Origin of the sequence: Planomonospora corallina (genome assembly GCF_042650625.1) — a bacterium.
Classification (GTDB): Bacteria; Actinomycetota; Actinomycetes; order Streptosporangiales; family Streptosporangiaceae; genus Planomonospora_B; species Planomonospora_B corallina.
The window spans coordinates 221,465-245,848 of sequence record NZ_JBHSBM010000023.1 but is presented as its reverse complement, the minus strand read 5'-3'; the positions used below and the strand labels follow the sequence as shown (position 1 = coordinate 245,848).

Here is a 24,384-nt window from a genome sequence, read left to right as displayed (position 1 = left end):
CCTACCTGGTGCAGGAGGTGCGGCTCGGCGACGGCACGGTGGTCCGGGAGGCGGAGCCGTCCCGGTACCGCCGCGCGCTCGGCCGTCGCGAGGCCGCGCGGCTGACCGCCATGATGACCGGTGTCACCGGGCCAGGCGGCACCGGCCGCGCCGCGGCCGTTCCGGGCGTCGCGGTGGCGGCCAAGACCGGCACCGCGGAGAACGCCGGCCGGGACCACGCCGTCTTCACGGGCTTCGCCCCGGCGGAGGAGCCCCGGGTGGCCGTGGGGGTCGTCGTCGAGGGCGGCGGATCCGGCGGCCGGGTGGCGGCGCCCGTCGCGAAGGCGATCATGCAGGCCGTACTGCACTGATCAGGTCAGGTCGGGCAGGCCGTACTGCACTGATCAGGTCAGGCCGAGTAGGCGTCGGCCTGCAGGCCGTACAGCTCGGCGTAGAGGCCGCCGAGCGCCATGAGCTCGGTGTGGGTGCCCTCCTCGGTGACCTTGCCGTGGTCGAGCACGTAGATCCGGTCGGCGTAGCGCACGCTGGCCAGCCGGTGGGTGATCAGCAGGACGGTACGGCCGCCGGCGTGCTCGCGGATGCGCTCGAAGAGCGTGTGCTCCGCCCGGGCGTCGAGGGCGGCGGTGGGCTCGTCGCAGATCAGCAGGGGCGCGTCCCGGTGGAATCCGCGGGCGACCGCGATCCGTTGCCACTGCCCGCCAGACAGCTCCTGCCCGTCCTTGAAGCGCCGGTCCAGCAGGGTGTCGTAGCCGTGCGGCAGATCGGCCACCACCTCGTCGGCCCCGGCCACCGCGGCCGCCGCGAGCAGCGCGGGCTCGCCCTTGCCGGTGCCCATCGTGATGTTGTGCCGGGCGGTCAGCGGCCAGTGCGTATGGTCCTGGGCGATGACCGCGATGCGCTCGCGGAGCCGCTCGGGGTCGGCCTCGGCCAGATCCGTCCCGTCCCAGCGGACCCGCCCCCCGTCGGGCTCGTAGAGACCGGACAGGATCTTGGCCAGGGTGGTCTTGCCGGAGCCGTTCTCCCCGACGAGCGCGACCACCTCGCCCCGGTCGAGGTGGACCGAGACCCCCTGCAGGGCGGGGGCGCCCGCACCCGGGTAGGTGAAGGTGACGTCCTCGGCCGTGATGCGCTCGAACGCCTCCGGGACCGGTCCGGCGCGCCCGGTGGTCAGCCGGCTCTCCGCCTCGGCGGAGAAGTCCAGGAAGTCGGTGAAGTAGAGCCCCTCCTCGTACAGGCGGTTGGTGGCGTACATCAGGTTGGAGATGGAGGTCTGGCCGGAGCGGATCGCGAGCACGGCGGTGCCCGCCACGGCCAGCGGCACCGCACCGACGGCCAGCAGCACGCCGAGCGCGACGTAGACCGCGCCCGTGCCCAGGCCGCCGAGCGCCTCACCGGCCACCCGGACGAGCGTCTGCCGCCGTGCCAGATCCAGCATGACCGACTGCTCGGCCCGGGAGACCGCGTCGTACATCCGCATCAGGAAGCCGCGCATCGTGAACGAGCGCACCTCGGCCGCGGGCTCGCGCTCCGCGAGCAGCTCGGCGATGATCCACTTGCGCCGGGCGGCGGGGATCAACCGGTACATCGTGGTGTAGCGCATGCGTGCCGCCCGGACGGCCGCCCAGGCGTCGGGCAGCACGGCCAGCACCAGCAGCGGCAGGAGCAGCGGGTGCAGCACGCCCAGCACGCCCGCCGCGGCGGCGAGGCCGATCGCCGCGGTCATCACGTCGATGGCCGTGGCGACCACCTGGTCGACCATGGCCACACCGCGGGTGCGGGCCCGCTGGAGCGCGTCGTGGAAGTCCGGCTCGTCGAAGGCGGTCAGGTCCACCCGGCTGGTCAGTCCGTACAGGCGCTCCTCCGCGACCCGGCTGACCTGCGGCTCCAGCCGGGACTGGGCCCAGCCCGCGCCCGCCTGCACCAGCGTGCGCGCCACGGCGGCCACCCCCACCAGGACCAGGCTGGGCAGGGCGGCCCTGACCCGCTCCGGGGTGGGTCCCGCCTCGAAGAGAGCCGTCAGCACCCCGGTCGTGGCGAGCAGGCCGAAGGCGGTGAAGACGCCGCCGAGCAGGTTCAGCGTGATCGCGGTGACGGTGTCGCGGGGACTGGCCCGCCATGCCAGCCGTACGGCCTGGGCCACCAGGGCGGGGAGCCTGCGGGCGATGGTCAGGAAGCCGACACCGGCCAGTTCGTCGGCGTGCGCGTGCCAGCCGGAGAAGGTCAGCTCGCCGAGCTCGGGGACGTCGGGCGCCGGACCGCCGGCTTCCTCCGGTCCGCGGGGCGCTGGGACAGGATCCGGTGAGGTGTCCGCCATGCTCGCAGTGTGAACCGCCGCGCGCACGGCCGCCATGGTCCCGGGGTGTCCACCATCGGACACGCGGGCCTGGTGAGGGCGTGCGCGCCGCACCGGATGCGGGCGCGCGGGCCGTACCGGGTGAGGAGAAACCGGGGGAGACCGCATAGCCGCGGCGGACCGGGGCATCTCCTGTCGTAGGCATTCTTTCGGGGTGAGGCGATGGCCTGCGTTCTGGTCGTGGAGGACGACGTCGACCTCCAGTTCGTGATCGACCTGCTGCTCAGACGGGCGGGACACGAGGTGGTGACGGCCGGTCACGGCCAGGCCGCCCTCGACACGATGGCCAGACGCATTCCCGACGCGGTGATCCTGGACTGGATGATGCCCGGGCTCTCCGGCCCGGAAGTCTGCCGCGAGCTGCGGGCGATGCCCGGAGGCGACCGGGTGGCGGTGCTGATGCTGACGGTCAGGGTGGGGCCGGACGACGAGATGGAGGCGTTCCGGGCCGGCGTCGACGACTACATGATCAAGCCGTTCGACCACGAGGAGTTCACCCGGCGGGTCCAGGACCTGCTGGAGCGCGTGGCGCGGACCCGCTCCGGCCCCTGACCCGCTCCCGCCCGGCGTCCCTGACCCGCTCCCGCCCGGGCCACTGCCCGGACTCCTCCCGGCCGCGTGCCCGTCACCGGTCCTCTCTGCTCCGCTCCAGCGCGCGGTCGACGAAGGCGCCGGCCGAGCCGAGGGCGCGTGCCGGGTCGAGCACGCTGTCCAGCTCCTGCTCCGACAGGCCGAGGCCGGAGCCGGCGAGCAGCACCTCCTTCAGGGGACGCCGCTCGGCGGCGGCCCGCGCGCAGGCGGCGTCCACCAGCTCGCGGGCCTGCGGCGTGCCGCCGAGCCGGGCGACGACGTTCTCGGCCATCGGCAGGCCCAGGGTCAGTTCGAGGTTGGCGCGCATCCGCCCGGCGTCCACGGTCAGGCCCTCCAGCACCTCACGGAGCCAGGAGGCGGCGCTGCCGGTCAGGCGGAGCAGCTCGCCCACGGTCTCCCACTCGGCCTGCCAGGAGCCGGCGGCACGCTCGTGCTCGGCGAGCATGCCGTCCAGCACGGAGGCCACGAGCCCCGGGACGCGCTGGACGCAGGCCAGCGCGCTGACCGCGCCGACCGGGTTGCGCTTGTGCGGCATCGCGCTGGAGCCGCCCCGGCCGGGGGCCGACGGCTCGGCGACCTCGCCGACCTCGGTCTGGGCCAGCAGCTTCACGTCGGTCGCGATCTTGCCGAGGGCTCCGGCGGTGACGCCCAGCGCGCAGGCCAGTTCGGCGACCGGGGTCCGGTCGGTGTGCCAGGGCACGACCGGCGCGGCCAGCTCCAGCTCGGCCGCGAGCCGGGGCGGCACCTCGTGGCCGCGCTCGCCGAGGACCGAGAGCGTGCCCGCCGCGCCGCCGTACTGGACGGGCAGGCGGAGCGCGGTCAGCCGGGCGTGCGAGCGGTGCAGCGCGGTCAGCCAGCCGGCCGCTTTCAGGCCGAAGGTGACGGGTACGGCCTGCTGCAGGAGGGTGCGCCCGGCCATGACGGTGTCGCGGTGCCGCCCGGCGAGGCCGGCGCAGGCGTCGGCCGCGGCGCGCAGGTCGCCGAGGATCTGCGTGAGCGCGCGCCTGGCCAGCAGCATCATCGCGGTGTCGTTGACGTCCTGGCTGGTGGCGCCGTGGTGCACGTACCGGCGCAGGCCGGCGGGGACCTGCTCGCGCAGGGCGGCGACCAGGGGGACCACCGGGTTCGCGGTCCGCGCGGCCAGGCGCCCGATCTCGGCCAGGTCGAACAGCTCCGGGTCGCAGGCGGCTCCGACCGCCTCGGCGGCGGCCTCCGGGACGATGCCGAGCCCGGCCTGGGCGCAGGCCAGCGCGGCCTCCACGTCGAGCATCGCGGCGAGCCAGGCGGCGTCCGTCACCTCGGCCGCAGCCCCGCCCCGGGAGAACACCTGGGAGAACAGCCCGTCCAGTCCCGGCACCATCGCGCACCCACCTTCCGCTCGTGACCTCTCCAGCGTGTCACGGGACCCCGCCGCCCCGTGACGGTCCCGCCGGAGAGGCTGTGCGAGAGTGGGACGATGTCCGCGCACCGGGTCCGTCCGTCATGGTTCCTGCTGGTCGCAGGGGTCGTGCTCGCCTCGTTCAACCTGCGCCCCGCCCTGTCCATGATCTCGCCGGTGCTCGACGAGATCATGGACGATCTCGGGCTGAGCCCCGCCCAGGGCGGGGCCATCACCACGGTCATGGTGGTCTGCCTGGGCGTGCTGGCCCCGCTCGCCCCGGTGCTGGCCCGCCGGTTCGGGCTGGACCGCACGCTCCTGGCGGGGCTGCTCGTCCTGACCGCCGGGGTGCTGCTCCGCAGCGCGGGGAACGTTCCCGCGCTGTACGCGGGGGCGGCCGTGGTGGGCACCGCCATCGCGATCATGAACGTGGTGATGCCCGGCATCGTCAAACAGCACTTCCCCGAGCGCGTCGGCCTGGTCACCGGTCTCTACGTCTCCGCCCTGGTCCTCGGCGCCGCCGCGGGCGCCGGGCTGACGATCCCGCTGGAGAACGCCACCGGGTACGACTGGCGCGGGGCGACCGCGCTGGCCGCGCTCCCCGCCGTGGCGGCGGCCGTGCTCTGGCTGCCGCAGGCGCTGCGGCCCCAGGTCGTCCCCGACCGCGTGCCGGGAGCGTTCCGCCGGGTGCTGGGCACCCCGGTGACCTGGTACGTCACCGCCTTCATGGGCCTGCAGTCGCTGACCTTCTACATCACGCTCGCCTGGCTGCCGACGATCTTCCAGGAGGCCGGGATCCCCGCCGACCAGGCCGGCTACCTGCTGAGCCTGTCCAACCTCGTCCAGATCGCGGTCACGCTCGCCGTACCGCTGCACGCCGGGAGGGTGCGCTCGCAGGCGCCGCACGTGACGGCCGCGACCCTGCTCACCGCCGCCGGGTACGCCGGGGTGCTGGTGGCCCCCGCCACCGTCCCCTGGCTCTGGATGCTCGTCCTCGGCCTCGGCCAGGGCGCGGGGATCGCGTTGGCCCTGTTGATCATCACCCTGCGCGCCCCGGACCCGGCGGCGGTGACCACGCTCTCGGCCGTCGCCCAGTCGGCCGGATACGTGCTGGCGGCGCTCGGCCCGTTCCTGATCGGCCTGCTGCGCCAGACCTCGGGAGGTTGGACGGTGCCGCTGCTGGCCGGGCTCGGCGCGTGCGGGCTCCAGCTCGTCGCCGGATTCCTCGCCGGCCGCCCGGCGCCGCGGTGAGTGGGCCCCCGACACCGGGACGTGCGCGGTTCGTCGTGTCCCGGGCACCTGGCGGTCACCTGGGCTCCCTACGGTCCAGACCATGATCCGTAGGTTGATCCGTAGGTTCCTGGCAGTGGCGCTGACCGTCCTGGCGGCCGGTACCGTCACCGTTGTGCTGCACCGACCCGAACCCGCCGCCGCCGACCACCGCGGCGACGCGCCCATCGTCATCGGCCACCGGGGCGCGAGCGCCCACCGGCCCGAGCACACCCTGCTCTCCTACGAGGCCGCGATCGCCCTGGGCGCCGACTACATCGAGCCCGACCTCGTCTCCACCAAGGACGGGGTGCTCGTCGCGCGTCACGAGAACGAGATCTCCGGCACCACCGATGTGGCGGACCACCCCGAGTTCGCGGATCGCCGGACCACCAAGACCATCGACGGACGGCCGGTGACCGGCTGGTTCACCGAGGACTTCACCCTCGCCGAGCTGAAGACCCTCCGGGCCGTGGAGCGTGTGCCCGACCTGCGGCCGGACAACACCGTATTCAACGGGCTGGCGGATATCCCGACCTTCGCGGAGGTCCTGCGGCTGGCCAAGGAGCACGGGGTCGGCGTCTACCCCGAGACCAAGCACCCCACCTACTTCGACTCCATCGGGCTCTCCCTGGAGGAGCCGCTGCTCGCGACCCTGCGCGAGCACGGCTGGGACGGGCGGCGCGCGCCCGTATTCATCCAGTCCTTCGAGACCGCGAACCTGCGGGACCTGCGGAAGAAGACCCGGCTGCCGCTGATCCAGCTGATCAGCGCGAGCGGCGCGCCGTACGACCGGGTCGCCGCCGGCGACCCGCTCACCTACGACGGCATGGTCACCCGGGAGGGCCTGCGCGAGGTCGCGCGATACGCCGACGGCATCGGCGTGGACACCTGGCGGATCGTGCCGACCGGCCCCGACGGCCGCCTCCTGGAGCCCACGACCCTGGTCCGCGATGCCCACCGGGCCCGGTTGAAGGTCCACACCTGGACCGTGCGGAACGAGAACTCCCAGCTCCCGGTCGACTTCCGGCTGGGGGACCCGGCCAACCCGGCCTACGGGCGCGCCACGGGTGACGTGATGGGCTGGCTGGAGAAGCTCTACCGGCTCGGCCTGGACGGCGTCTTCGCCGACGATCCGGGGGTCGCCCGGGCGGTCCGGGACCGGGTGCTCTGATCTTCCGCGGGTGCTCGCGACGGCCTTCCGCGGGTGCTCGCGACCTTCCGTGAAGGCGCGGAGGCTCCCGGGAGGCGGACTTCCCCGGGAGGCAGGGTTCCCGGGAGGCAGGGTTCCCGGGAGGCGGGCTTCCCGGGAGCGGCGGCCGACGGCCCGGTCCGGTGGACCGGGCCTTCAGTCGCCGGGCAGCAGCAGGTCGAGCAGCCAGCTCACCACGCCGATGATGATCGCGCCCCAGAAGGCGGCCCAGAAGCCGTCCACGTGGAAGGGGAGATCGACCTGCTCGGCGATCCAGCTCGTGAGCAGGAGCAGGCCGGCGTTCACGACGAGTGCGAACAGGCCGAGGGTGAGGACGTAGAAGGCGCAGCCGACGGTCTTGACGAACGGCTTGATGACCGCGTTGACGAGGCCGAAGATGAGGGCGACCGCGATCAGCGTGACGACGTCCTTGGTGGTCGTGTCCCCGGAGACGGCGATGCCGTCCACGAGCCGGGTGGCCACCCAGAGGGAGGCCGCCACGATGAGGATTTTGGCGATTATCTTCACGTTCGGGGATCCTCGCACGGTTGTCGGACGGCCGGTAGGGCCGGAGGACCGTAGATCTTCGCGGTGGGGGCCATACCTCCACTCTGCACGCCTCGGCGCCCATCGTGGCGGAGGACGCGTCTGATCTCCGCTCGTCGGGTCCGCGGTGGTGGACCGTTTACCTTCTCTCTCCCGTGCGGTGACCGTTCGATCGACGGTGAACACGCATGATCACCCGCATCTGGGGGCAGATGGGGCGTAAGGGGGTGGGATCGGTGGAAACGGATGAGCTGGAGGCGCTGTCGGCCCGGGAGCTCCATGACCGTGCCGTGGGGTACGCGGTGCACCACGGGGACCTCGGCTTCCTGTGGGAGCTGCTCAAGATGATCCCGCCGGCCAAAGCGGCCAGCGGGGACGGCGATGAAGTGACCAACGATCTCACTCGGGTCTCGGCCCTGCTCAGTGACGCCATGGTGGCCGGCGAAGGCGAGCTGGGCGAGGCCCTGCGGCCGTTCTACATCGACTATCTGTCCAAGCACCCGGACGCCTGATCCGCCGCCCGGCCGCGCCCGCGCCTTCGGTAGGGTGACCGGCGAGCGACGAGGGAGGGACACCATGGCATCGGTGCACGTGGAGCGGACCGAGGACGGCTATCTCGCACGCAACGACCGCGGCGCGGAGGTCGCCATGGGCGGCGGCGACGAGCAGGGGGTCTTCACCCCGGTCGAGCTGCTGCTGGCCGCGCTCGGCGGCTGCAACATCGTCACCGTGGAGCCGCTCACCGCCCAGCGCGGCCACCGGCTGGTCCGCCTGGCGATGACCGTCAGCGGAGAGAAGGCCGCGCCGACGGAACTGGGGCCGATCACCATCACCTACGACGTCGAGCTGCCCGAGGGCGACGAGAAGGCGGACGAGGTCTTCCGTGCGGTCGCCCGGCGCGTCGAGGAGAAGCACTGCACGGTGGGGAACGCCCTGCGCGGCCGGAGCGAGATCCTCCTGGAGCTGCCCGGGGCGGCGTCCTGAGGCCGTCCCGTCTTCGGGACGTGGTCCGGGCTATACCGGGTCACTCTGGGTGTAGAGGCAAAAACAACCTGTGGATGACGTTCTCGTTGCCTTCGTCTCGCTAATGTGGAAGCAGGTCGAGAGGCCGACAAGCTCGGCACGAGACCCAGAGGCTTTTACCGGAAAGGACGCGGGGGGATCGCGTCCGCGAGCGGAGCCGCCGGTGTCTTGGGGGAGGCACCGGCAGGGCCCGCCAGGTGAAGACGGGGCCGGACAGTTGGGGGAACTGTCCGGCCCCGCACCTGTTTCCGAGGGTTTCCGGGAGGGCCGCGTCCGGCGGCTCCGGCGTCCGCGCTCCGCGTCGTCTGTACGGATGTGCGTTGCCCTACGCGGGACTGGTAGAGTTCTCCCATCGCAAGCGCCGCTAGCTCAGTTGGTTAGAGCAGCTGACTCTTAATCAGCGGGTCCGGGGTTCGAGTCCCTGGCGGCGCACCGGTGGGAAACCCGGGCCGATCTCATCGGCCCGGGTTTTTCCTTTCCGCGGGTCATCCGGTCGGCCGCAGAGGTGCGGCCCTTTCGTGCGCCTCTCGGCCCAGGTCCGGTGAGCGCTCCCCGTCCTGAGCGACGGCTGTCTTCGCAGGCCTGAATGACGAGGACCGCCTGAACGATCCCGGGCGCGTGGTGAGGGCGGCGACGTGGGCGCCTCATGGCCCGGACGTCGATGTCGTGCCGGTGATGCCTGCCGGGAGGGCGGCCTCCTGGCCGCCGGCCGATCCATCGGGATGGGCGCCGTCCACGATGGCCTGGGAACGGTGTGGTCGCTCGATCCGAGTCCTTGACGGTACCGGGTCCGGCAGTGTACAAAACAATCTGGTTATAAAACTGAATGGTAATCAATGTGGCTGCCGAGGCTCGCCGTGCCGGCCGACCCGATCCGCCGGATGATTCCGGCCCGGGAAGGCGGGGTCCTCGGGTCGTCTTCGGTGAACGGGACGGGCAGGACCGTAATGACCACCACGGTGCGCCACCCCTCGCGGAAGACCCGCGGCAGCGTGCTCCGTACCCCCATGGGACGCGGCGCGGGTGAGGCGCACGACCGTCTCGCCGAGATGCTCAGCGAGACGACCCCGAAAGGCGATCCGCCATGACCGACACCCAGCGCATCCGGCCTACGCAGACCGAGATCCCGGCCGACGTCGCCGATGTCCCGGCCGACCCCGCCGCGCCGCCCGTGCGTCCCGGCATGTTCCTCCTCGAGCTCGTGCCGGTGCCCGTCACGGACATCGACCGGGCCAAGGCCTTCTACGCCGACTGCCTCGGCTTCCACGTGGACGTCGACGTCCAGCCCGCCGACGGGGTCCGCATCGTCCAGCTCACCCCGCCGGGCTCGGCCTGCTCGATCGTTCTGACCGAGGGCGTCGAGTCCCTCGACATGCCGGCCGGCACGCTGCGCGGCCTGCACCTGGTGGTCGGCGACATCGAGAAGGCCCGCGCGGAACTCATCGAGCGCGGCACGGAGGTGGAACCGGTCGAGGACATGGGCGGCGTTCTCTACGCCCGGTTCGCCGACCCGGACGGCAACACCTGGACCCTCCAGTACATGCCCTGGCGTGTCTGAGGAGCCGTCTCCAGCCTGACGCCGGAGCTCAGGAGAGACAGGCGTCAGGCTGGTCGAGACGCCGGAGGGGCCTGGTGGGACACGGTGGGACATGGTGGGACACGGCAGTGGTCACCGGGCGTGTCCCGTCCCGGGTGCGGGACGTCCCGCCGGGCCGTCAGCCCATGGTCTTCGCGCCGTCCAGGGCCTCGCGGATGATGTCGGCGTGCCCGGCGTGCTGGGAGGTCTCGGCGATGATGTGCAGCAGCACCCGGCGCGCCGACCAGGACGCGCCCGGCTCGAACCACGGCGCCTCCGGGAGCGGGTGGGCGGCGTCCAGGTCGGGCAGGGTCGCAACCAGCTCGTCGGTCCGGCGGGCCACCCGCTCGTAGGCCTCGAGCAGACCGGCCAGCGTCTCGCCCTCCGCCATGCGGAACTGGCCCTCCCAGTCGACGGGATCGCTGTGCATCGCCTCGGCCCCGCCGACGATGAACCGCACCCACCGCTCCTCGACGCCGGCCACGTGCTTGATGAGCCCGCCCAGGCAGAGCTCGCTCACCGTGGTGCGCAGCGCCGCCTGCTCGTCGGTCAGGCCCTCGACCGTCTGGCGGAGGAAGCCCCGGTGCTTGCCCAGCGTCTGCAGCAGGTCGGCCCGCTCGCCGGTGATGGTCTTCTCCTGGGTGGTCATGCTCTCCGGCCTCCGTGCCCTCGTGTGATCCGTCGCACCCACGATAGGGATCACCACCGACATTTCCCGCTCCCGGCGCGGCCGGGCGGATCGGCGCCCCGGAAGTGATCTCGGCGGGAGCGGATATATAGGCCGTGAGGGGGTGACCATCGGCATGGACGACAGCGAGAGGTGCATCCTGCGGGTCCCTCCGGGGGCCGACCCGGAGATCCGCCGCCTGGACGACACGGTCATGGACGTCCCGCAGGGATCGGACGTCTACCAGATGCCGTACCAGGGCGGTCCGCTCTACTTCAAGCGCACGACCGAGAGGACCGAGTGGACCGGCGAGGAACCGCTGCCGGTCTTCGTCTACGTGGGCGACACCCCGCCGGGTGCGTGAGCCGGTCCGGCCGGCCGGGCCGGCCGGGCCGCGTGCGAGGATGGCCGCCTGCCGTGATCACCGCAGTGACGAGGAGGCCCCCGATGCGCATCGACCGCCTTGACCACCTGGTGCTGACCGTCGCCGACATCGAGGTGACGGTCGACTTCTACAGCCGGGTGCTCGGCATGGAGCCGGTCACGTTCGGCGAGGGGCGCCGGGCGCTGGCCTTCGGCCGGTCGAAGATCAACCTCCATCGGGCGGGCGAGGAGTTCGAGCCGAAGGCCGCCCGCGCCGTCCCGGGCAGCGCCGACCTCTGCCTGATCAGCGCCGACCCGCTGGAGGACGTCATCGCCGAGCTGGCACGGCACGGCGTGGAGATCGAGGAGGGCCCGGTGCGCCGCACCGGGGCGCTGGGGCCGATCGAGAGCGTCTACCTGCGCGACCCCGACCGCAACCTCATCGAGATCAGCTTCTACCCCCAGGAGCTCTGACCCCGCCGGGCGAGGTCGAAGCGCTCGTCCAGCCGGGTGAGGAGCAGCAGCCTGGCGACGTTGCGCGGGACGCCGGTCAGCCGGAGGCGGCCGCCGAGGAGGCGCAGCCGCCTGTCCGCGCGGATGAGGGCGCTCAGGCCGGAGGCGTCCATGAAGGAGACCCCGCTGACGTCGAGGACGACGTCGGTGCCGGGCGGGATGCGCTGCTCGGCGAGGCGGACGTCGAGCAGGGGGGCGGTGGCGACGTCGACCTCGCCTCTGAGGGAGATGCGGCGGGCACCGGACCTCTCGGTGCGGACCGGCGCTTCACGAGGGTCGGCTGACCGGCACGATCTCATCTCATCCCTCCAGCGAGGACGGTCGGACGGCGCCCGCGGGCGCGTCGAGGCTGGTCGGCTGAAGGGGCGCGGTCCCTTCCCATCGGGGGTGCTGCCCCCATCCTCCTCCATCGGGGCACCCGGGAGTAGGGGCGAAAGTCCCTGGGAACGGTCCAGGCGGGACGGAGCCCCCGATGCCGGACAACCGGCGGCCCACCTGACGGGACACCCCGCCCGGGGCGGGAAACCGGAACCGTCCGGCGAGGCCGTCTGACAGCAGGGATCGTGTACTCCTCACAGCTCCCCGTCATCGACTTGTGATCCGGGGAACACTACCGACCAGTAATAGAACTGGTTACATTCAAGCCACCTCGCCGATCATCCGGCGGGGTCGTCGTTCGTTCGCCCAGCGCGAGCCCGTGGCGAGCACATTGCCAGGTGCTCCGCTGTTTTTGGGCTGCCCGCGCCGGGTCTGAGTGTCGGGACCCCTCATGCGCAACCTCCCCCCTCGTCCCTCACGCCGAATGTATAACCGGTTCTATTTAGCTGCCGCGGCCGTAGCGGCGATCACCGCGTTCCCCCTGGCCGCGACACCGGCTCTGGCGGCGGGCGCGACGGCCGCCCCGGCCGTGGCCGTCTCCGCCGGGCCGGCGCTCCGCCTGGCCGACATCGAGGTGGCCCCCGGTGTCGTCCTCAAGGCGAACGTCTACACCCCCGCCGGCGCCGACGCCGAGAACCCGGCGCCCCTCGTGATCCTGCCGACCTCCTGGGGCCTGCCCCAGATCGAATACCTCGTCCAGGCCAGGAAGCTGGCGGAGAAGGGCTTCGTGGCGCTGTCGTACACGCCCCGCGGCTTCTACGGCTCCGGCGACAGGATCGGCGTCGCGGGCGCCGACGACGTGGCCGACATCTCCAAGGTCATCGACTGGGCCCTGGCCGAGACGCCGTCCGACGGCGGGCGCATCGGCACCGCCGGCGTCTCGTACGGCGCGGGCCTCGGCCTGCTCGGCGCGGCCTTCGACGCCCGCATCAAGGCCGTGGTCGCGCTGAGCGGCTGGGGCGACCTGGCCGAGTCCCTGTACGGCGGCGGGACCCAGCACCTGATGGCGGCCGGACTCCTGGACGTGGCCGCGCGCCTGACGGGCAGGCCCTCGCCCGAGCTGACCGGGATGCTGGACGAGTTCTACAAGGGCGACGACATCCCGAAGGTGATGGACTGGGCGGCCCTCCGCTCGCCGGCCACTTACGTCGACCGGATCAACGCCAACGGCACCGCCGTGATGATCTCCAACGCCTGGGGCGACAGCATCTTCCCGCCCAACCAGGTCGGCGAGTTCTTCGACCGGCTCACCGGGCCCAAGCTGCTCGAGATGCGCCCCGGCGACCACGCGACGACCGAGGGCCTCGGCCTGGTCGGGCTGCCCAACGACGCCTGGGACGACACCCACGCCTGGCTGGAGCGCCACCTGCGCGGAGCCGGCAACGGCATCGACGCCAAGGGCCCCGTGCTGGTGCAGCCGAAGCTCCAGGACGGCTACGAGAGCTACCCGAGCTGGTCCGCCCTGACAGGCTCGGAACTGACGCTCGGGCTGGGCGACGAGAACCTCCTGCGCACCGGCAGGCTCTCCGGTGACGCGGGCACCGGCTGGCGGACCACCATCTCCGCCGACATCGACTCCGGGGCGAGCGCGGGCATCATCATGATCTCGCCCACGCTGGAGCAGCTCGCCGAGCTGCCGCCCACGGTCGCGCTCGCCGGGGTGAAGCGGGCCCACGCCGGGGTCTGGAAGACCGGCCGCCTCACCGAGAAGCGCGAGCTGCGCGGCACCGCGAAGCTGCGCGTGACGGTGACGCCCACGGCCGCCGAGGGCACGCTCTTCGCCTACCTGTACGACGTCAACGTGCTGGGCGTCGCGAAGCTGATCACGCACACGCCGTACGGTTTCGAGGGCAAGCAGGCCGGCAAGCCGTTCGCCGCGGACGTGACCTTCCAGGGCACCGCCTACGACGTGCCCGCCGGGCACCGCCTGGCGCTGGTCGTGGACACCGTCGACGCGATGTACAAGGAGAACAACCCGGCCTTCGCCAAGGTCACGTTCTCCTCGCCGGCCGGCGACCCGGCGCGGCTCACGCTCCCGCTGCGCTGACCTTCTCCCGCACGGCCTCGTGGGGGCGCACCCGGCCGGGCGCCTCCGCGGGGCCTTCCGCGTGCCGGGACCATGCGTGTTCCCGCATGCGGGGACCGCCCGTTCAGGCCCCGGGCGGGGCCGCCGGTGCGGCGGCCGGGGGAGCGGAGTCCTCCGGAGGAGCGGGCGGGTCCTCCGGGGAGACGGACCCGGCGGGGCGCAGGGCCTTTCGGAGCGGGAGGGCCGCGGCGACAGTGCCCGCCGTGCACAGGGCGAGGAGCACCGCCCGGACGAGGAACTCGGGCGGGGCGAGGCCGCCGATCTCGATGGGAGGCTCGAGGACCTGGCCGAAGAACACCGCCGGGAGCAGGGGGCGGACGAGCACCTCCAGGAGGGCGCCGGCCACCTCGGCGAGGATGCCGAACACGAGCAGCGTGACACCGGTACGGCCCAGCAGACGGGCGGGGGTGATCGCCTGGCGGTGGCTGAGCAGGACCAGCGTGACGACCGTCCAGCCCGCCCAGGGGACGGCGCCGCCGAGCAGATACCAGATCCGGCCGCCCTCCAGGCCGGTCAGGGCGTACAGGAGCATGAACGGCTGGGTCGTCAGGACGGCCAGCCAGGCCAGTCGCAGGGCGCCGACGCGCCGGTACAACAGCGCCGCCGCCACGGCTCCGATCAGGGGAGCACCGTCGTCCAGCACGGAGAGCAGGTCGATGAGAACGCCCTCGTCGTCCCTCCTGTCGCGCGGGAGCCGGGCCGCCTCGTCGACCACCGCCTCCAGCAGCACCGGGACCGTCAGGCACACGGTGATCGCCCGCAGCACGGGATGGGTCAGGGTGAAGCGCACCCCCTCGGCCGTCTCGCGCCGCCACCCGGTCCACGGCCGCGGCGGCTCCTCGGCCACGCCGACACCGCGGAACAGCGGCGCCGAGGCGGCGGAGGCCACGGCCATGACGGCTAGGACGGCCGTCGCCATGGAGCGGGGGTCGCCCAACGCCACGAGGCCGGAGCGGCCCTCCGCCAGCGGCTCCGTGAAGGAGATGAGCGTGGCCGTGCAGAGCAGGGCGGCGTTGACGAGGATCAGCCGGTCTCGGCCGACGGCGGCGGGCAGGTAGGCCTCCTGGGTCAGGTCGCCCGCGAGCCACGTGAGCCCGAGTACGGCCGCCGCCACCGCGAGGTGCGGGAGGGTGAGCACCTGGAACCAGACGGCGGCGGAGAGGGAGGCGAGCACCCCCGCGTTCAGCAGGCCCAGCACCGCCAGGGCGGACCCGCGCCGAACCCGGTCGGCCAGCACGCCCAGCGGTACCACCAGCAGCACCGGCAGCAGGGCCGCGGCCGCCTCCAGCCGGTCGATCTCGGCGGGGTCCGTCTCCAGGAAGGAGATGCCGACCTGGGCGACCGTGTAGGCCTGGACCCACATGGCGGCCTGCCGGCTCACACCGCCGGCCAGGAAGAACAGGGAACGCCGCCGAGGGCTGGGGGAGATCACCCCCGCATCCTTCAGGCGACCACGACGGGCGGGCAAATCGGTCTCCGGTGAAGGAGATCGCACGACCCCCGGCGGGCCGTCCGCCCGATGCCCGGCATCGGCTCCGGCGAGGGCCCGGCGGGGGAGGACGGCCGCCGGCCGGTCCAGCGGATCACCGGGTGCTTCCTCTCCGGTGAGCTGCTGTTCGACTGTTACGGCACGGTGGGCGTCCGGCGGTGAACGTCCTTCCACGGCATCACCGCGCGGCCGGGACGCCGCTCATCATGAAACAGGATGTTATATGGCTGTATCTGCCTGTTTGGTGGATGAAAGTTTCAGCCGGACCTGTGCTTTCCCGAGGCGCTGGTTATGCTCCAGACGCGGTCGATGTCGATCTACGAGCTGCGGTGGAGGCGGCCATGGGCGAGGGCACCCAGAGCTTGAAGTGGACGCACGGGGATCCGGACTACCTGCCTCCGGAGATCGACACGAGCAGGCCCAGCATCGCCCGGGTCTACGACGCGTTCCTGGGCGGCAAGGACAACTTCGCGGTGGACCGGGCCGTCGCCATGGAGGGGATGAAGCACTTCCCCGACAACGGCGAGGGGGCGCGGCAGAACCGCGCGATGCTCTTCCGGGGCGTGAAGTTCATGGCCGAGCAGGGCGTCGACCAGTTCCTCGACATCGGCTCGGGCCTGCCCACGATGGACAACACCCACTCGGTCGCCCAGCGGGTCAACCCGGACGCCCGTGTCGTCTACGTCGACAACGACCCCATCGTGCTCGCCCACGCCCGGGCGATCCTGCAGACCAACGGGAACACCCGGGTGATCACCGCCGACATGCGCGAGCCGGAGAAGATCTTCAACCATCCGGAGGTCGAGGGCTTCCTGGACTTCTCCCGCCCGATCGGCCTGCTGCTGGTGGCCGTCGTGCACCACCTGGGCGACGACGAGGACCCCGAGGGCCTGGTGAAGACCTACAAGGAGAGGCTGGCCCCGGGCAGCTACATGCAGCTGACGCACTTCTGCTCGTGCGCGCCGGAGGTGCGGGCCCTGGAAGCGGTCCTGCTGACGATGCTGGGCACCGGCCGGGCCCGGGACATGCCGGAGATCACGGGGTTCTTCGACGGGCTGGAGCCGGTCGAGCCCGGCGTGGTGCACGTGCCGGAGTGGCGGCCGGAGCGGCCCGTCGAGTATCCCCTGGGCCTGGGCGGGATCTGCATCGCCGGCGGGGTGGCGCGCAAGCCGTGAGGCCCCCGGCGGAGGCCCGCCACGGCGACCGCGCCTCCCGCCGTGGGGATCGGGCCTCCCGGACGCCCGCCGGAGCCACGGGGGGCTCGGCCGGGCGCCCGGGAGGCGTCGGAGGCTGTCGGACGGCTGTCGGAGGCTACGGAGCGTCGTAGCCGAGGGTGTAGGCGCCGCTGCCGTGGTAGGAGTGGACGCGGTAGCGGTAGGTGCCGGCGGTGCCGCTGTAGGTCAGGCTCTCATCGGGGCCGGAGGAGGTGCTGCGGGCCACGGTGCTCCAGCCGAAGGTGCCCCGCTTCTGCAGGTACAGGTCGAAGTCGGCGCCGTCGGGCCCGTCGAGGCAGGCGCGGTGGGCGCCGCTCACGGTGGTCTGGAAGGAGCCGCCGTCGGGCTGGTACTGGCTGGCGCCGGAGCTCAGGGTCCCGGTCTTGATGGTCTCGAAGCCCTGGCAGGCGCCGCCGCCCTGGCCGTTCACGGTCAGGGTGAAGGTGGCGGTGCGGGTGGCGCCGGGACCGGTGCCGGTGAGGGTGACGGGGTAGGTGCCGGCGGGGGTGGAGGCGGTGGTGGCCACGGTCAGCGTGGAGGTGCCGCCGGCCTGCACGGAGGCGGGGTCGAAGGAGGCGGTGGCGCCCGCGGGCAGGCCGGTGGCGGACAGCGCCACGGTCTGCGCGGATCCGCCGGTGACCTGGGTGGAGACTGTCGCGGTGACGGAGCCGCCGGGGCTGGTGGCGGCCGAGGTCGGGGAGACCGAGACCGCGAAGTCGTTCCCGGACGAGCACGGGGCGTCGCTGCCCGCCACGTTGACCGCGGTCCAGGCCGCCTGGACGGTCTTGTACTCGGTGGAGCAGCTGCCGTACAGGTCGGTGGCGGCGCGGAGCGTGTAGGCGCGGGCGGTGTTGGCCGGGTTGCCGCTGTTGACGTAGCGGGTGCTGGAGGTGAAGTAGGCGTCCAGCGCCCGGAACCAGATCTTCTCCGCCTTCGCCCGGCCGATGCCGGTCACCGCGGGGGCCGAGCCGCACACGGGCGAGGTGCCGTACTGCGTCGCGCCGGTGCCCTCGGCGAGGTTGAAGAAGAAGTGGTTGCCGACGCCGGAGGAGTAGTGCACGTCGACGCTCGCGGTCCTGGTCGACCAGCAGGAGTGCGAGCTGCCGTCCAGCGAGGGGTTGTACATGTAGCGGAGCGGGGTGCCGTTGCCCCTGATGTCGATCTTCTCGCCGACCTGGTAGTCGCCGGGGTCCGCGCTGCTGCCGGCGTAGAACTCGACCATGTTCCCGAAGATGTCGCTGGTGGCCTCGTTCAGGCCGCCGGACTCGCCGGAGTAGACCAGGCCGGCGGTGTTCTCGGTCACGCCGTGGGCCATCTCGTGCCCGGCCACGTCGATGGCGACCAGCGGCCGGGAGTTGCCCGAGCCGTCGCCGTAGGTCATCTGGGAGCCGTCCCAGAAGGCGTTGGCGTAGTTGCTGCCGTAGTGCACCCGGCTCGGCACGCCGCTCCCGTTGCCGAAGATGCCGTTGCGGCCGTGCACGTTCTTGAAGTAGTCGAACGTCTTGGCGGCGCCGTGGTGGGCGTCCACCCCGGCCGACTGCCGGTCGCCGTTGGAGCCGGTGCCCCAGGTGTTGTCGGCGTCGGTGAACGTCGTGCACGAGCCGCTGGTGCGGTTGCCCATGTCGCACGTTCTGCCGTTGCCGCGGTCAGGGTCGACCATGCTGTACGAGCTCCCGGACTGCGTCGTGGAGATCGTGACGGTGCCGGAGTAGATCGAGTTCCCGGTCCCGTCCACCAGGGCGTTCGCGGTGCTCGCGGTGGCCGTCGTGGCGCCCTCGACGGCCGACCTGATCTCGTCGTAGGAGTCGGTGACCTCTCCGGACCCGGCGTCGACGATCACGTGCAGGCGGGAGGGCGTCTGCCCGTCGGGGGCCCAGCCGCTGACCACGGTCTCCCAGGCCAGGCGTCCCTGCCCGGAGGTGGCGTCGACGAACAGCTCCGGTTCGGTGGCCTCGGTGATCCGCCCGGTGAACGCGCTCTTCGCCTTCCCGGCGGCGGTGCCGGCGGTCACCTTCGGGCCGGTGCCGAGCGTCAGCGCCTCGGTGAGGCCCACCGAGGCGTCGGCGAAGGCGCCGTCGGGCTTCAGGTGGACGACGAAGTCGCCGCCGCGGACCCGCAGGCCCCGGTAGGTGCGCTGGTAGCGGACGTGTGACGAGCCGTCGGCGTCCACCCGGACGTTCTGCACCTTGTAGTCGTCCTGGCCGGCCCCGCGGATCGCCTCGCCGTGCCGTTCGATGGCCTGCTCGGCCTTGGCCACGGCGGCCGCGGTGGCGGGTGTGGGGGGCGGATCCGCCCAGGCGGGTGCGGCGAGCACGGTGGCCGCGGTCAGGGTGGCGGCGATACCGGCCGAGGCCGGTATCCGGAGGGACCCTCTCATGCTGTTCTCGCTCTCTGGCGATGTGGGGGGAACCGCGGTGGCGGTGTACGGCCGCCGCCGCGGACATCGACGCGAGACCTGCCGTGACGGGCGGAGCCCGGCAAGACCTCCCGGCAGGGATCGCCGCGATCAACGCGGACGAACGGTCCCACTTTGGACAGGATTGGGTCAATATTTCCGACTCATGATGCAAACTTCTGTCGATCGAACCGGCAGAGTGATCACTGGATGTGTCGGCGACTGTGCGGAGAGCGTCGGAAGGCGCTTGCCGTATCCGGAACCGGCAAGCGGATCGGCAAGCGGGTGAGCCGGTGCGCGGTGGCCGGTCGGAGGACGGGCCGAGCCTCGCCGGGAGGCGTCCACCTGCGTCCCCGCTGTCGGAGGAGGCGGGGACCGTCAGAGGAGGCCGCGGCCGAGGTGCTCGGCGAAGTCGCGCACGTCCGGCCGGCCGCTCCACCGGGCCGCCAGCCTGCTGCGCAGCCCGCGCAGCTCCCGGCCGATCAGCGCGGTCGGTACGGTGGCCGCCTCCGCCAGGACCGGGACGGCGACGGCCAGCGCCGCCTCCGGATCTCCGGCGCACGCGTGGCAGTCGGCCAGCCGTAGCGTGAACAGCAGCCTGGCGGGGCGCATCCGCTCGGCGAGGCTGCCCAGCGACCGCTCCGTCGCCTCGGCCGCCAGGCGGGCCACCGACCGGTCCGCCGTCAGGGCGGCCAGGTCGCGCAGCGCGCCGCCGGTCCCCGACTCCAGGTAGACCTCTCCACGGGCCCCGCACAGCCACGGCGCCTCGGCCAGGTCGCGCTCGCCGAGGCGGGACAGGCCCGTCCGCGCCCGGGCCAGGTGCCGCCGGGACTCCAGCGCGTCGCCGCCGAGGGCGTGCGCCCGTGCCTCGCAGAGATCGGCCACGACGGCCGTCCAGCGCCGGCCGGGATCGGCGGCTCTGATCGCGCGCGCGTACCCCAGGGCCGAGGACGTGTCGTACTCCAGGCGGGCGACCGTGCTCATGTCGTGGAGGATGGCGGCGCACGACGCGATGTCGCCGGACACGGCGGCCCAGTCCAGCCCTCGGTGGAGCCAGGCCATCGCCATCCCGTTCTGGCCGTGCTCCATCCGCAGCTCACCGGCGAGCTGCGCGTAACCGGCGGCGAGCCGCCGGAGCGCCCGCCGGTACGGTCCCGCGAGCGACTCCGTGCGCCGTGCGATCGCGTGGAGCGCCTGCTCGACCACCGTGATCGTCTCCGGCGCCGCCCGCTCGACGGCGGCGCGCCAGCAGGTCACCAGGAGCCCGCAGAGCACGTGGACGGTGTCGGAACCGGCGCCCGAGGGAAGCCCGGGGTCACGGAACGCGAGATACACCGGGAGCGCGTCCGCGGGAGCGGGCACCGTGCAGCCCTCGTCATCGTGGAGAGGGCACTCGAGGCCGTTGCTGGGCAGGCGGACCGGCCAGCCGGGCAGGTCCGGGAAGCCCGGACCCGAGGTTCCGACGCCACCGGCGCCCTCGGCGTCCTCGAGGCCCCGGGTGTCCTTGGTGTCCCCGGTCTCTCCGATGTCCCCGGGCAGCGGGCCGAACCGGCTCCCGCCGTTCCGGGGCGGTGGGCCGGACCCGCCTCCGCCGGTGACCCCGGCCGCGCCGTCCGTCTCCTCGTGCCGGGAGGCCGTGTAGGCCGCCAGGAGTTCCCCGCCGGCTCCGAGCACCTCGTCGAGGTGGCGCGCCAGCCGAGGCGACGGCTCGCGCCTGCCGCCCTCCAGCTTGCTGATCGCGCTGTGGTCGTAACCGACCCTGGCGCCGACCTGCGCCTGGGTGAGGCCGGCCCGCTGCCGCCAGCGGCGGAGCTGATGGCCGAACCCGGCCCACGGCGCCGGCGCTCCAGGTGCGTCCGCCCGGGTATCGACGACGTCCACCAGACCTCCCGCGCGCACGGAGCACACAGAGCGGCGCGATATATCACCACTCGGTCACCGAGGCGCCGAGATCGTAACACCCGGCATTCAGCGCGGATATACGCCTTCCGTACAGATCGGCCACTCCGGCTTTGAGGGCAGGTGATCCTCTTCCGGGAAGCGCACGCCGTACGGTGCCCGCGACGGTGCGCTTCCCGGAAGATGATCAGGGCTGCCGGAGGGCTCTGGTGAGCACGTCGGTGACCGGGAGCAGGCCTGCCAGCGCCTGCTCCTCCGGCAGGAGGACGGAGCGCGGAGAGGTCATCTCCGTGCCCCGGGGCCGGTCGGAGGCCCAGTAGGCGATCTCGGCCACGGTGCCGCCGGAGAGCACGACGGCGCGGGCGACCCCCGCGTGCGCGGCCGCGTTCCGGTTCCGCCGGTACTGGTGGAACGCCTGGTCGGCCAGTTCCGGCACCTCGGTGACCTGCCCGTAGGAGGAGCCCTCGTGCTCGCCGCCCGTCCGGCGGCGCGCCTCGGTGAGGGCGTCGGCGTAGTGCCGTGCGGCCGCCTCCGGGTCCGGGCTCCCGGTCCGGGTGCGGAAGGTCGTCAGGCCGACGAAGACGTTGCGCAGCCGCAGTCCCCTGGCGGTCCGGATCTCGGTGTTCTGCCACCAGCAGCCGTAGACCGTCCGGTCGTGGTGCCGCGTGCGCTGGGCCTGGGTCTTCGCCCGGGGGACCAGCCGGGCGGCGGCCGGGGTCACGGCGGTGCAGGTCCGGGGGAAGGTGATCATCATCGGTGAGGGCTCCGGGGTGGGCGTCCCGGAGGGGACCCCGGTGGGTGCCGTCGCGGATGTCGCCGTGGGTGCCGCCGTGGGAGCGGCCGGGGGCGTCCCGGTGGGGGCCGCCGGGGACGGAGCGGCGGCCGGGGCGGACGGGCGGGCGTACGGCCTGCCCTGCCGCCAGGCCGCGACGGACTCCGCGACCTGGGCGAGCAGGAGCCGGGTCTCGCGCAGCACCTCCTGCCTGGGGGGCGGCGGCGCCTTCGCGGAGAAGGTGGAGCCGTCCAGGGGATACCTGGTGGCGCTGTAGGTCACCGTGACGAGGACGTCACCGACCCTGCTGACGCCGGTGCCGCCGGCGGAGGAGTCGCCGCTCCGGACGTACTGGACGTACGCCTCGTCGCCGATGCCGGTGATCTCGACGCCGGGGGACATGCGGACGTCCCCGACCGGGGCGTCGACCTTGGTCCGGGTGGCCCGCAGGCGGCTGTCATAGCCGGCCTCCGCGTAGACCCCGGAGGCCATGCCCTCCGGGGGCTTGAGCCGGACGACGTCGGCGTCGATGCGGCGGCTCTCGGTGTACTCCCCGGCCGGGCGGCCGGAGCCGTCCCAGTGGCAGCGCCAGGAGGTGAACCCCTTGTCGTCACTGCGGCGGCGCGAGCTCTCCGCCTCCGGGACGAGACGGTCCAGGTCGCCCTCGCCGACCATGACGCAGACGTCGGGGTCGGCGGAGGAGCCGGCCGGGGTGTGCCTCGCGGAGGCCGACGCGGCCGTGGCGGGGCCCTGGGGGGCGGTCCCGGCCGAGACGTGGACGAGGAGGCCGCCGGTGACGGCCAGCGCCGCCGCGCCCGCCGCGGCGGGCACCAGCCAGCGCCGCCGCGCCGTACCGGGTGGCCTGTCCGGCGGCCCGCCGTGCGGGGGAGCCGTGCCCTGCCAGTCACCCTGCCAGCCACCCTGCCAGTGGCCCTGCTGGTGGCCCTGCCGGTGACCTTGGCCGGGCGCGCCGCCCGCGTCCGCGGGTCCGCCCTGCCAGCCGTCGCGCCAGGGGGTCTGGCCGTGATTGGGGAGTCCGCCGGGCCAGGGGGTCCCGCCGGCCGGGGCTCCGGGCCAGGAGCCTCCACCGGCCGGAGGGCCCGGCCAGGAGGCGCCGCCCTCCGGTCCCTGCTGCGGAGGCGTCCCGCCCGCGCCGGCCATCGTTACTCGATCCCCGACTTCTGGAAGGAGGCGACGATCGCCTCGGTGACCGGGACGAGACCCGTGATCACCTCCTTCTGCGGCATGAGGACGGACTTGGGAGAGTTGATCTCGGCGCCCTTGGGCCGGTCGGAGCCGCCGTAGGAGACCTCGATCACGGTCGAGCCGACGAGCACGGCGGCGTCGGCGACCCCGACGTGCGCGCTCGGGGTGCGGTTCTTCCGGTACTGGTAGAAGGCGCGCTCGCCCAGCCCCTTGGGCTCGGTCACCTTGTACCAGAAGATCCCCTGGAACCCGCTGCCCTCCCATTCCTTGGCGTCGGCCCGCTTGTCGATGTAGTACTGCTTGGCCGCCCAGGCGTCCTTGGTCCCCGAACGGTTGACGAAGGTGATGAAGCTGACGAAGACGCTCCGCAGGCGCAGGTTCTTCCCGTTCGGGATCTCCCGGTTGTTCCAGCGGCAGGTGACGGTCGTCCGGTCGGCCTCCTGCGTGCGCTCGGACTTGAGCGCCGCGCCGGGGACCAGCGGCTCGGCGACCGGGGTCACCGCGGCGCAGGTCGCCGGGAAGTCGATCGGCACCGGCGTGGGCGTGCCGGAGGGCGTCGGCGTCGGCTTCGGGGTGGAGCGGGCGTACGGCTTGCCCTGCCGCCAGGCCGCGACGGATTCGGCCGACTGCTTGAGCAGCAGCTCGACCTCCCGCAGCGCGTTCTGCTCGGTGATGAACTTCCTGCCCTTGCTGCTGAGGATGGGCACGTCCTTGGGCTGCTGGCTGGCCTGGTACTCCACCTCGATGATCATGTCGCCGACCCGGCTGTACCCCGTGACGAGGGCGTACCCGTTCTCGCCCTTGGACCAGGTGTACTGCGCGTGCGCCTCGTCACCGACGCCGGTGAACTTGCGGACGGGGGAGTAGTAGGTCTTCTTGTCGGGATTGGCCTCCCTGTACTGGGAGGACTGGAGGTCGAAGCCGTAGTCCCGACGGGCGATGCTGTCGGCGGTCTCCGTGCCCTTCCCCACGTTCTGGGTGATCTTGACCCTGAGCTGACGGCTCCGGCGGTACTCGCCGTAGGAGTAGTTGAGGTTGCTCCAGGTGCAGTTCCAGTCGATGTAGGCGGGCGACGAGGTGCGGTTGTCCGAGGTGGAGTCGCTCACCTGCGCCTGCGGGACGAGACGGTCGAGCTCGACCTGGTCGATCACGGCGCACGGATTGATCGGCCCGGACGGGGACTGCGCGACGGGGGTGGCGGGGGCGGTGGAACCGGCGGGGGTGGGCGAGTCCTTCCCCGCGGTCTTGCTCACCACCAGGTAGGCGCCTCCACCGGCGACGAGGGCGAGCGCGGCCACGCCCGCGGCGGGGAGCAGCCACCCCCGCCGGGGTGCCGAGGAGGGCACGGTCGGCCCCCACTCGGCCGGGACGGTGGGCGGTCGACCGTCTCCGGGGCCCACGGGGGGACGGGGACCACCGGGACCACCGGGGCCCATGTGCGGGTACGGACCGCCGGGGCCCATGGCCGCGTGGT

Annotated in this window: 22 protein-coding genes and 1 tRNA gene; 13 read left to right on the top strand and 10 right to left on the bottom strand. The window is 72.9% G+C overall.

The genetic code is table 11. The features are described 5' to 3' along the window. The coding region (locus ACFOWE_RS20385; RefSeq protein ID WP_377290131.1) for a penicillin-binding transpeptidase domain-containing protein at window positions 1-350 on the top strand (350 nt) is incomplete at its 5' end. A 38-nt stretch (window positions 351-388) separates the two neighbouring features. Here the strand turns inward: ACFOWE_RS20385 and ACFOWE_RS20380 are convergent. Continuing rightward, window positions 389-2,314 (bottom strand): ABC transporter ATP-binding protein, encoded by a 1,926-nt coding sequence (locus ACFOWE_RS20380; RefSeq protein ID WP_377290129.1) that lies wholly within the window; start codon window positions 2,312-2,314, stop codon window positions 389-391. A 201-nt stretch (window positions 2,315-2,515) separates the two neighbouring features. Here ACFOWE_RS20380 and ACFOWE_RS20375 point away from each other — a divergent pair, with 201 nt between their 5' ends. Continuing rightward, a complete protein-coding gene (locus ACFOWE_RS20375) occupies window positions 2,516-2,905 on the top strand; it encodes a response regulator transcription factor (RefSeq protein WP_377290127.1) in 390 nt (129 codons plus the stop codon). 73 nt (window positions 2,906-2,978) lie between these two features. Here the strand turns inward: ACFOWE_RS20375 and pcaB are convergent, their stop codons facing one another. Then, the gene (gene pcaB, locus ACFOWE_RS20370; protein WP_377290125.1) at window positions 2,979-4,304 is read right to left on the bottom strand and encodes a 3-carboxy-cis,cis-muconate cycloisomerase; all 1,326 of its coding nucleotides are present in this window, start codon (window positions 4,302-4,304) and stop codon (window positions 2,979-2,981) included. Window positions 4,305-4,400: 96 nt separating this feature from the next. Here pcaB and ACFOWE_RS20365 point away from each other — a divergent pair, with 96 nt between their 5' ends. Both ACFOWE_RS20365 and ACFOWE_RS20360 read left to right on the top strand, forming a co-directional pair. Continuing rightward, window positions 4,401-5,573 (top strand): CynX/NimT family MFS transporter, encoded by a 1,173-nt coding sequence (locus ACFOWE_RS20365; protein WP_377290123.1) that lies wholly within the window; start codon window positions 4,401-4,403, stop codon window positions 5,571-5,573. Between the two features lie 94 nt (window positions 5,574-5,667). Continuing rightward, window positions 5,668-6,765, top strand: coding sequence for a glycerophosphodiester phosphodiesterase (locus ACFOWE_RS20360; protein ID WP_377290121.1), 1,098 nt, complete (start codon window positions 5,668-5,670; stop codon window positions 6,763-6,765). 174 nt (window positions 6,766-6,939) lie between these two features. Here the strand turns inward: ACFOWE_RS20360 and ACFOWE_RS20355 are convergent, their stop codons facing one another. After that, window positions 6,940-7,311 (bottom strand): phage holin family protein, encoded by a 372-nt coding sequence (locus ACFOWE_RS20355; RefSeq protein WP_377290119.1) that lies wholly within the window; start codon window positions 7,309-7,311, stop codon window positions 6,940-6,942. Between the two features lie 254 nt (window positions 7,312-7,565). Between ACFOWE_RS20355 and ACFOWE_RS20350 the strand changes: the two genes are divergently transcribed. The 4 genes from ACFOWE_RS20350 (at window position 7,566) to ACFOWE_RS20335 (ending at window position 9,910) form a co-directional block, all read left to right on the top strand. Then, entirely contained in the window at window positions 7,566-7,841 is a 276-nt protein-coding gene (locus ACFOWE_RS20350; protein ID WP_377290117.1) for a hypothetical protein, read from the top strand. A 64-nt stretch (window positions 7,842-7,905) separates the two neighbouring features. Further along, a complete protein-coding gene (locus tag ACFOWE_RS20345) occupies window positions 7,906-8,313 on the top strand; it encodes an OsmC family protein (protein WP_377290115.1) in 408 nt (135 codons plus the stop codon). Between the two features lie 397 nt (window positions 8,314-8,710). Continuing rightward, a tRNA-Lys gene (locus ACFOWE_RS20340) sits at window positions 8,711-8,784 on the top strand. A gap of 652 nt (window positions 8,785-9,436) precedes the next feature. Next, window positions 9,437-9,910 carry a VOC family protein gene (locus ACFOWE_RS20335; RefSeq protein ID WP_377290113.1) on the top strand — a complete coding sequence of 158 codons (474 nt, stop codon included), beginning with the start codon at window positions 9,437-9,439 and terminating at the stop codon, window positions 9,908-9,910. A gap of 157 nt (window positions 9,911-10,067) precedes the next feature. Here the strand turns inward: ACFOWE_RS20335 and ACFOWE_RS20330 are convergent, their stop codons facing one another. Beyond that, the gene (locus tag ACFOWE_RS20330) at window positions 10,068-10,577 is read right to left on the bottom strand and encodes a DinB family protein (RefSeq protein WP_377290111.1); all 510 of its coding nucleotides are present in this window, start codon (window positions 10,575-10,577) and stop codon (window positions 10,068-10,070) included. A gap of 142 nt (window positions 10,578-10,719) precedes the next feature. Between ACFOWE_RS20330 and ACFOWE_RS20325 the strand changes: the two genes are divergently transcribed. Together ACFOWE_RS20325 and ACFOWE_RS20320 are read left to right on the top strand one after the other, a co-directional pair. Next, complete coding sequence (locus ACFOWE_RS20325; protein WP_377290109.1) at window positions 10,720-10,959, top strand: hypothetical protein; 240 nt, start codon at window positions 10,720-10,722, stop codon at window positions 10,957-10,959. Between the two features lie 83 nt (window positions 10,960-11,042). After that, entirely contained in the window at window positions 11,043-11,432 is a 390-nt protein-coding gene (locus ACFOWE_RS20320; RefSeq protein WP_377290107.1) for a VOC family protein, read from the top strand. On the opposite strand, the gene ACFOWE_RS20315 is transcribed toward ACFOWE_RS20320, so the two are convergent. Next, window positions 11,414-11,770, bottom strand: a complete 357-nt coding sequence (locus tag ACFOWE_RS20315; RefSeq protein ID WP_377290105.1) for an STAS domain-containing protein — start codon at window positions 11,768-11,770, stop codon at window positions 11,414-11,416. The genes ACFOWE_RS20320 and ACFOWE_RS20315 overlap by 19 nt on opposite strands. 503 nt (window positions 11,771-12,273) lie before the next feature. Here ACFOWE_RS20315 and ACFOWE_RS20310 point away from each other — a divergent pair. Further along, complete coding sequence (locus ACFOWE_RS20310) at window positions 12,274-13,896, top strand: CocE/NonD family hydrolase (protein ID WP_377290103.1); 1,623 nt, start codon at window positions 12,274-12,276, stop codon at window positions 13,894-13,896. Between the two features lie 103 nt (window positions 13,897-13,999). On the opposite strand, the gene ACFOWE_RS20305 is transcribed toward ACFOWE_RS20310, so the two are convergent. Then, window positions 14,000-15,367 carry a hypothetical protein gene (locus ACFOWE_RS20305; RefSeq protein WP_377290101.1) on the bottom strand — a complete coding sequence of 456 codons (1,368 nt, stop codon included), beginning with the start codon at window positions 15,365-15,367 and terminating at the stop codon, window positions 14,000-14,002. A gap of 87 nt (window positions 15,368-15,454) precedes the next feature. Between ACFOWE_RS20305 and ACFOWE_RS20300 the strand changes: the two genes are divergently transcribed. Together ACFOWE_RS20300 and ACFOWE_RS20295 are read left to right on the top strand one after the other, a co-directional pair. Then, the gene (locus tag ACFOWE_RS20300) at window positions 15,455-15,586 is read left to right on the top strand and encodes a hypothetical protein (RefSeq protein ID WP_377290099.1); all 132 of its coding nucleotides are present in this window, start codon (window positions 15,455-15,457) and stop codon (window positions 15,584-15,586) included. A 179-nt stretch (window positions 15,587-15,765) separates the two neighbouring features. Further along, window positions 15,766-16,599: an SAM-dependent methyltransferase gene (locus ACFOWE_RS20295; RefSeq protein WP_377290097.1), complete on the top strand. Its 834-nt coding sequence runs from the start codon at window positions 15,766-15,768 to the stop codon at window positions 16,597-16,599. 136 nt (window positions 16,600-16,735) lie between these two features. Here ACFOWE_RS20295 and ACFOWE_RS20290 read toward each other — a convergent pair whose 3' ends face one another. The 4 genes from ACFOWE_RS20290 to ACFOWE_RS20275 all read right to left on the bottom strand — a co-directional run bounded on the left by ACFOWE_RS20290 (window position 16,736) and on the right by ACFOWE_RS20275 (window position 24,256). After that, the gene (locus ACFOWE_RS20290) at window positions 16,736-19,015 is read right to left on the bottom strand and encodes a M4 family metallopeptidase (protein ID WP_377290095.1); all 2,280 of its coding nucleotides are present in this window, start codon (window positions 19,013-19,015) and stop codon (window positions 16,736-16,738) included. 396 nt (window positions 19,016-19,411) lie between these two features. Beyond that, window positions 19,412-20,914: a helix-turn-helix domain-containing protein gene (locus ACFOWE_RS20285; RefSeq protein ID WP_377290093.1), complete on the bottom strand. Its 1,503-nt coding sequence runs from the start codon at window positions 20,912-20,914 to the stop codon at window positions 19,412-19,414. A gap of 205 nt (window positions 20,915-21,119) precedes the next feature. Then, window positions 21,120-22,865, bottom strand: a complete 1,746-nt coding sequence (locus tag ACFOWE_RS20280; RefSeq protein ID WP_377290091.1) for a hypothetical protein — start codon at window positions 22,863-22,865, stop codon at window positions 21,120-21,122. 2 nt (window positions 22,866-22,867) lie between these two features. Continuing rightward, entirely contained in the window at window positions 22,868-24,256 is a 1,389-nt protein-coding gene (locus ACFOWE_RS20275) for a hypothetical protein (protein ID WP_377290089.1), read from the bottom strand. Window positions 24,257-24,384 lie beyond the last annotated feature (128 nt).

What these genes read in the sequence shown, in the direction of transcription:
- ACFOWE_RS20345 (WP_377290115.1), top strand. Translation starts at nt 7,906, where the DNA reads ATGGCATCGGTGCACGTGGAGCGGACCGAGGACGGCTATCTCGCACGC.
- ACFOWE_RS20295 (WP_377290097.1), top strand. Translation starts at nt 15,766, where the DNA reads ATGGGCGAGGGCACCCAGAGCTTGAAGTGGACGCACGGGGATCCGGAC.
- pcaB (WP_377290125.1), bottom strand. Translation starts at nt 4,304, where the DNA reads ATGGTGCCGGGACTGGACGGGCTGTTCTCCCAGGTGTTCTCCCGGGGC.
- ACFOWE_RS20300 (WP_377290099.1), top strand. Translation starts at nt 15,455, where the DNA reads ATGCCCGGCATCGGCTCCGGCGAGGGCCCGGCGGGGGAGGACGGCCGC.
- ACFOWE_RS20310 (WP_377290103.1), top strand. Translation starts at nt 12,274, where the DNA reads ATGTATAACCGGTTCTATTTAGCTGCCGCGGCCGTAGCGGCGATCACC.
- ACFOWE_RS20280 (WP_377290091.1), bottom strand. Translation starts at nt 22,865, where the DNA reads ATGGCCGGCGCGGGCGGGACGCCTCCGCAGCAGGGACCGGAGGGCGGC.
- ACFOWE_RS20335 (WP_377290113.1), top strand. Translation starts at nt 9,437, where the DNA reads ATGACCGACACCCAGCGCATCCGGCCTACGCAGACCGAGATCCCGGCC.
- ACFOWE_RS20330 (WP_377290111.1), bottom strand. Translation starts at nt 10,577, where the DNA reads ATGACCACCCAGGAGAAGACCATCACCGGCGAGCGGGCCGACCTGCTG.
- ACFOWE_RS20290 (WP_377290095.1), bottom strand. Translation starts at nt 19,015, where the DNA reads ATGAGAGGGTCCCTCCGGATACCGGCCTCGGCCGGTATCGCCGCCACC.
- ACFOWE_RS20365 (WP_377290123.1), top strand. Translation starts at nt 4,401, where the DNA reads ATGTCCGCGCACCGGGTCCGTCCGTCATGGTTCCTGCTGGTCGCAGGG.
- ACFOWE_RS20315 (WP_377290105.1), bottom strand. Translation starts at nt 11,770, where the DNA reads ATGAGATCGTGCCGGTCAGCCGACCCTCGTGAAGCGCCGGTCCGCACC.
- ACFOWE_RS20380 (WP_377290129.1), bottom strand. Translation starts at nt 2,314, where the DNA reads ATGGCGGACACCTCACCGGATCCTGTCCCAGCGCCCCGCGGACCGGAG.
- ACFOWE_RS20375 (WP_377290127.1), top strand. Translation starts at nt 2,516, where the DNA reads ATGGCCTGCGTTCTGGTCGTGGAGGACGACGTCGACCTCCAGTTCGTG.
- ACFOWE_RS20320 (WP_377290107.1), top strand. Translation starts at nt 11,043, where the DNA reads ATGCGCATCGACCGCCTTGACCACCTGGTGCTGACCGTCGCCGACATC.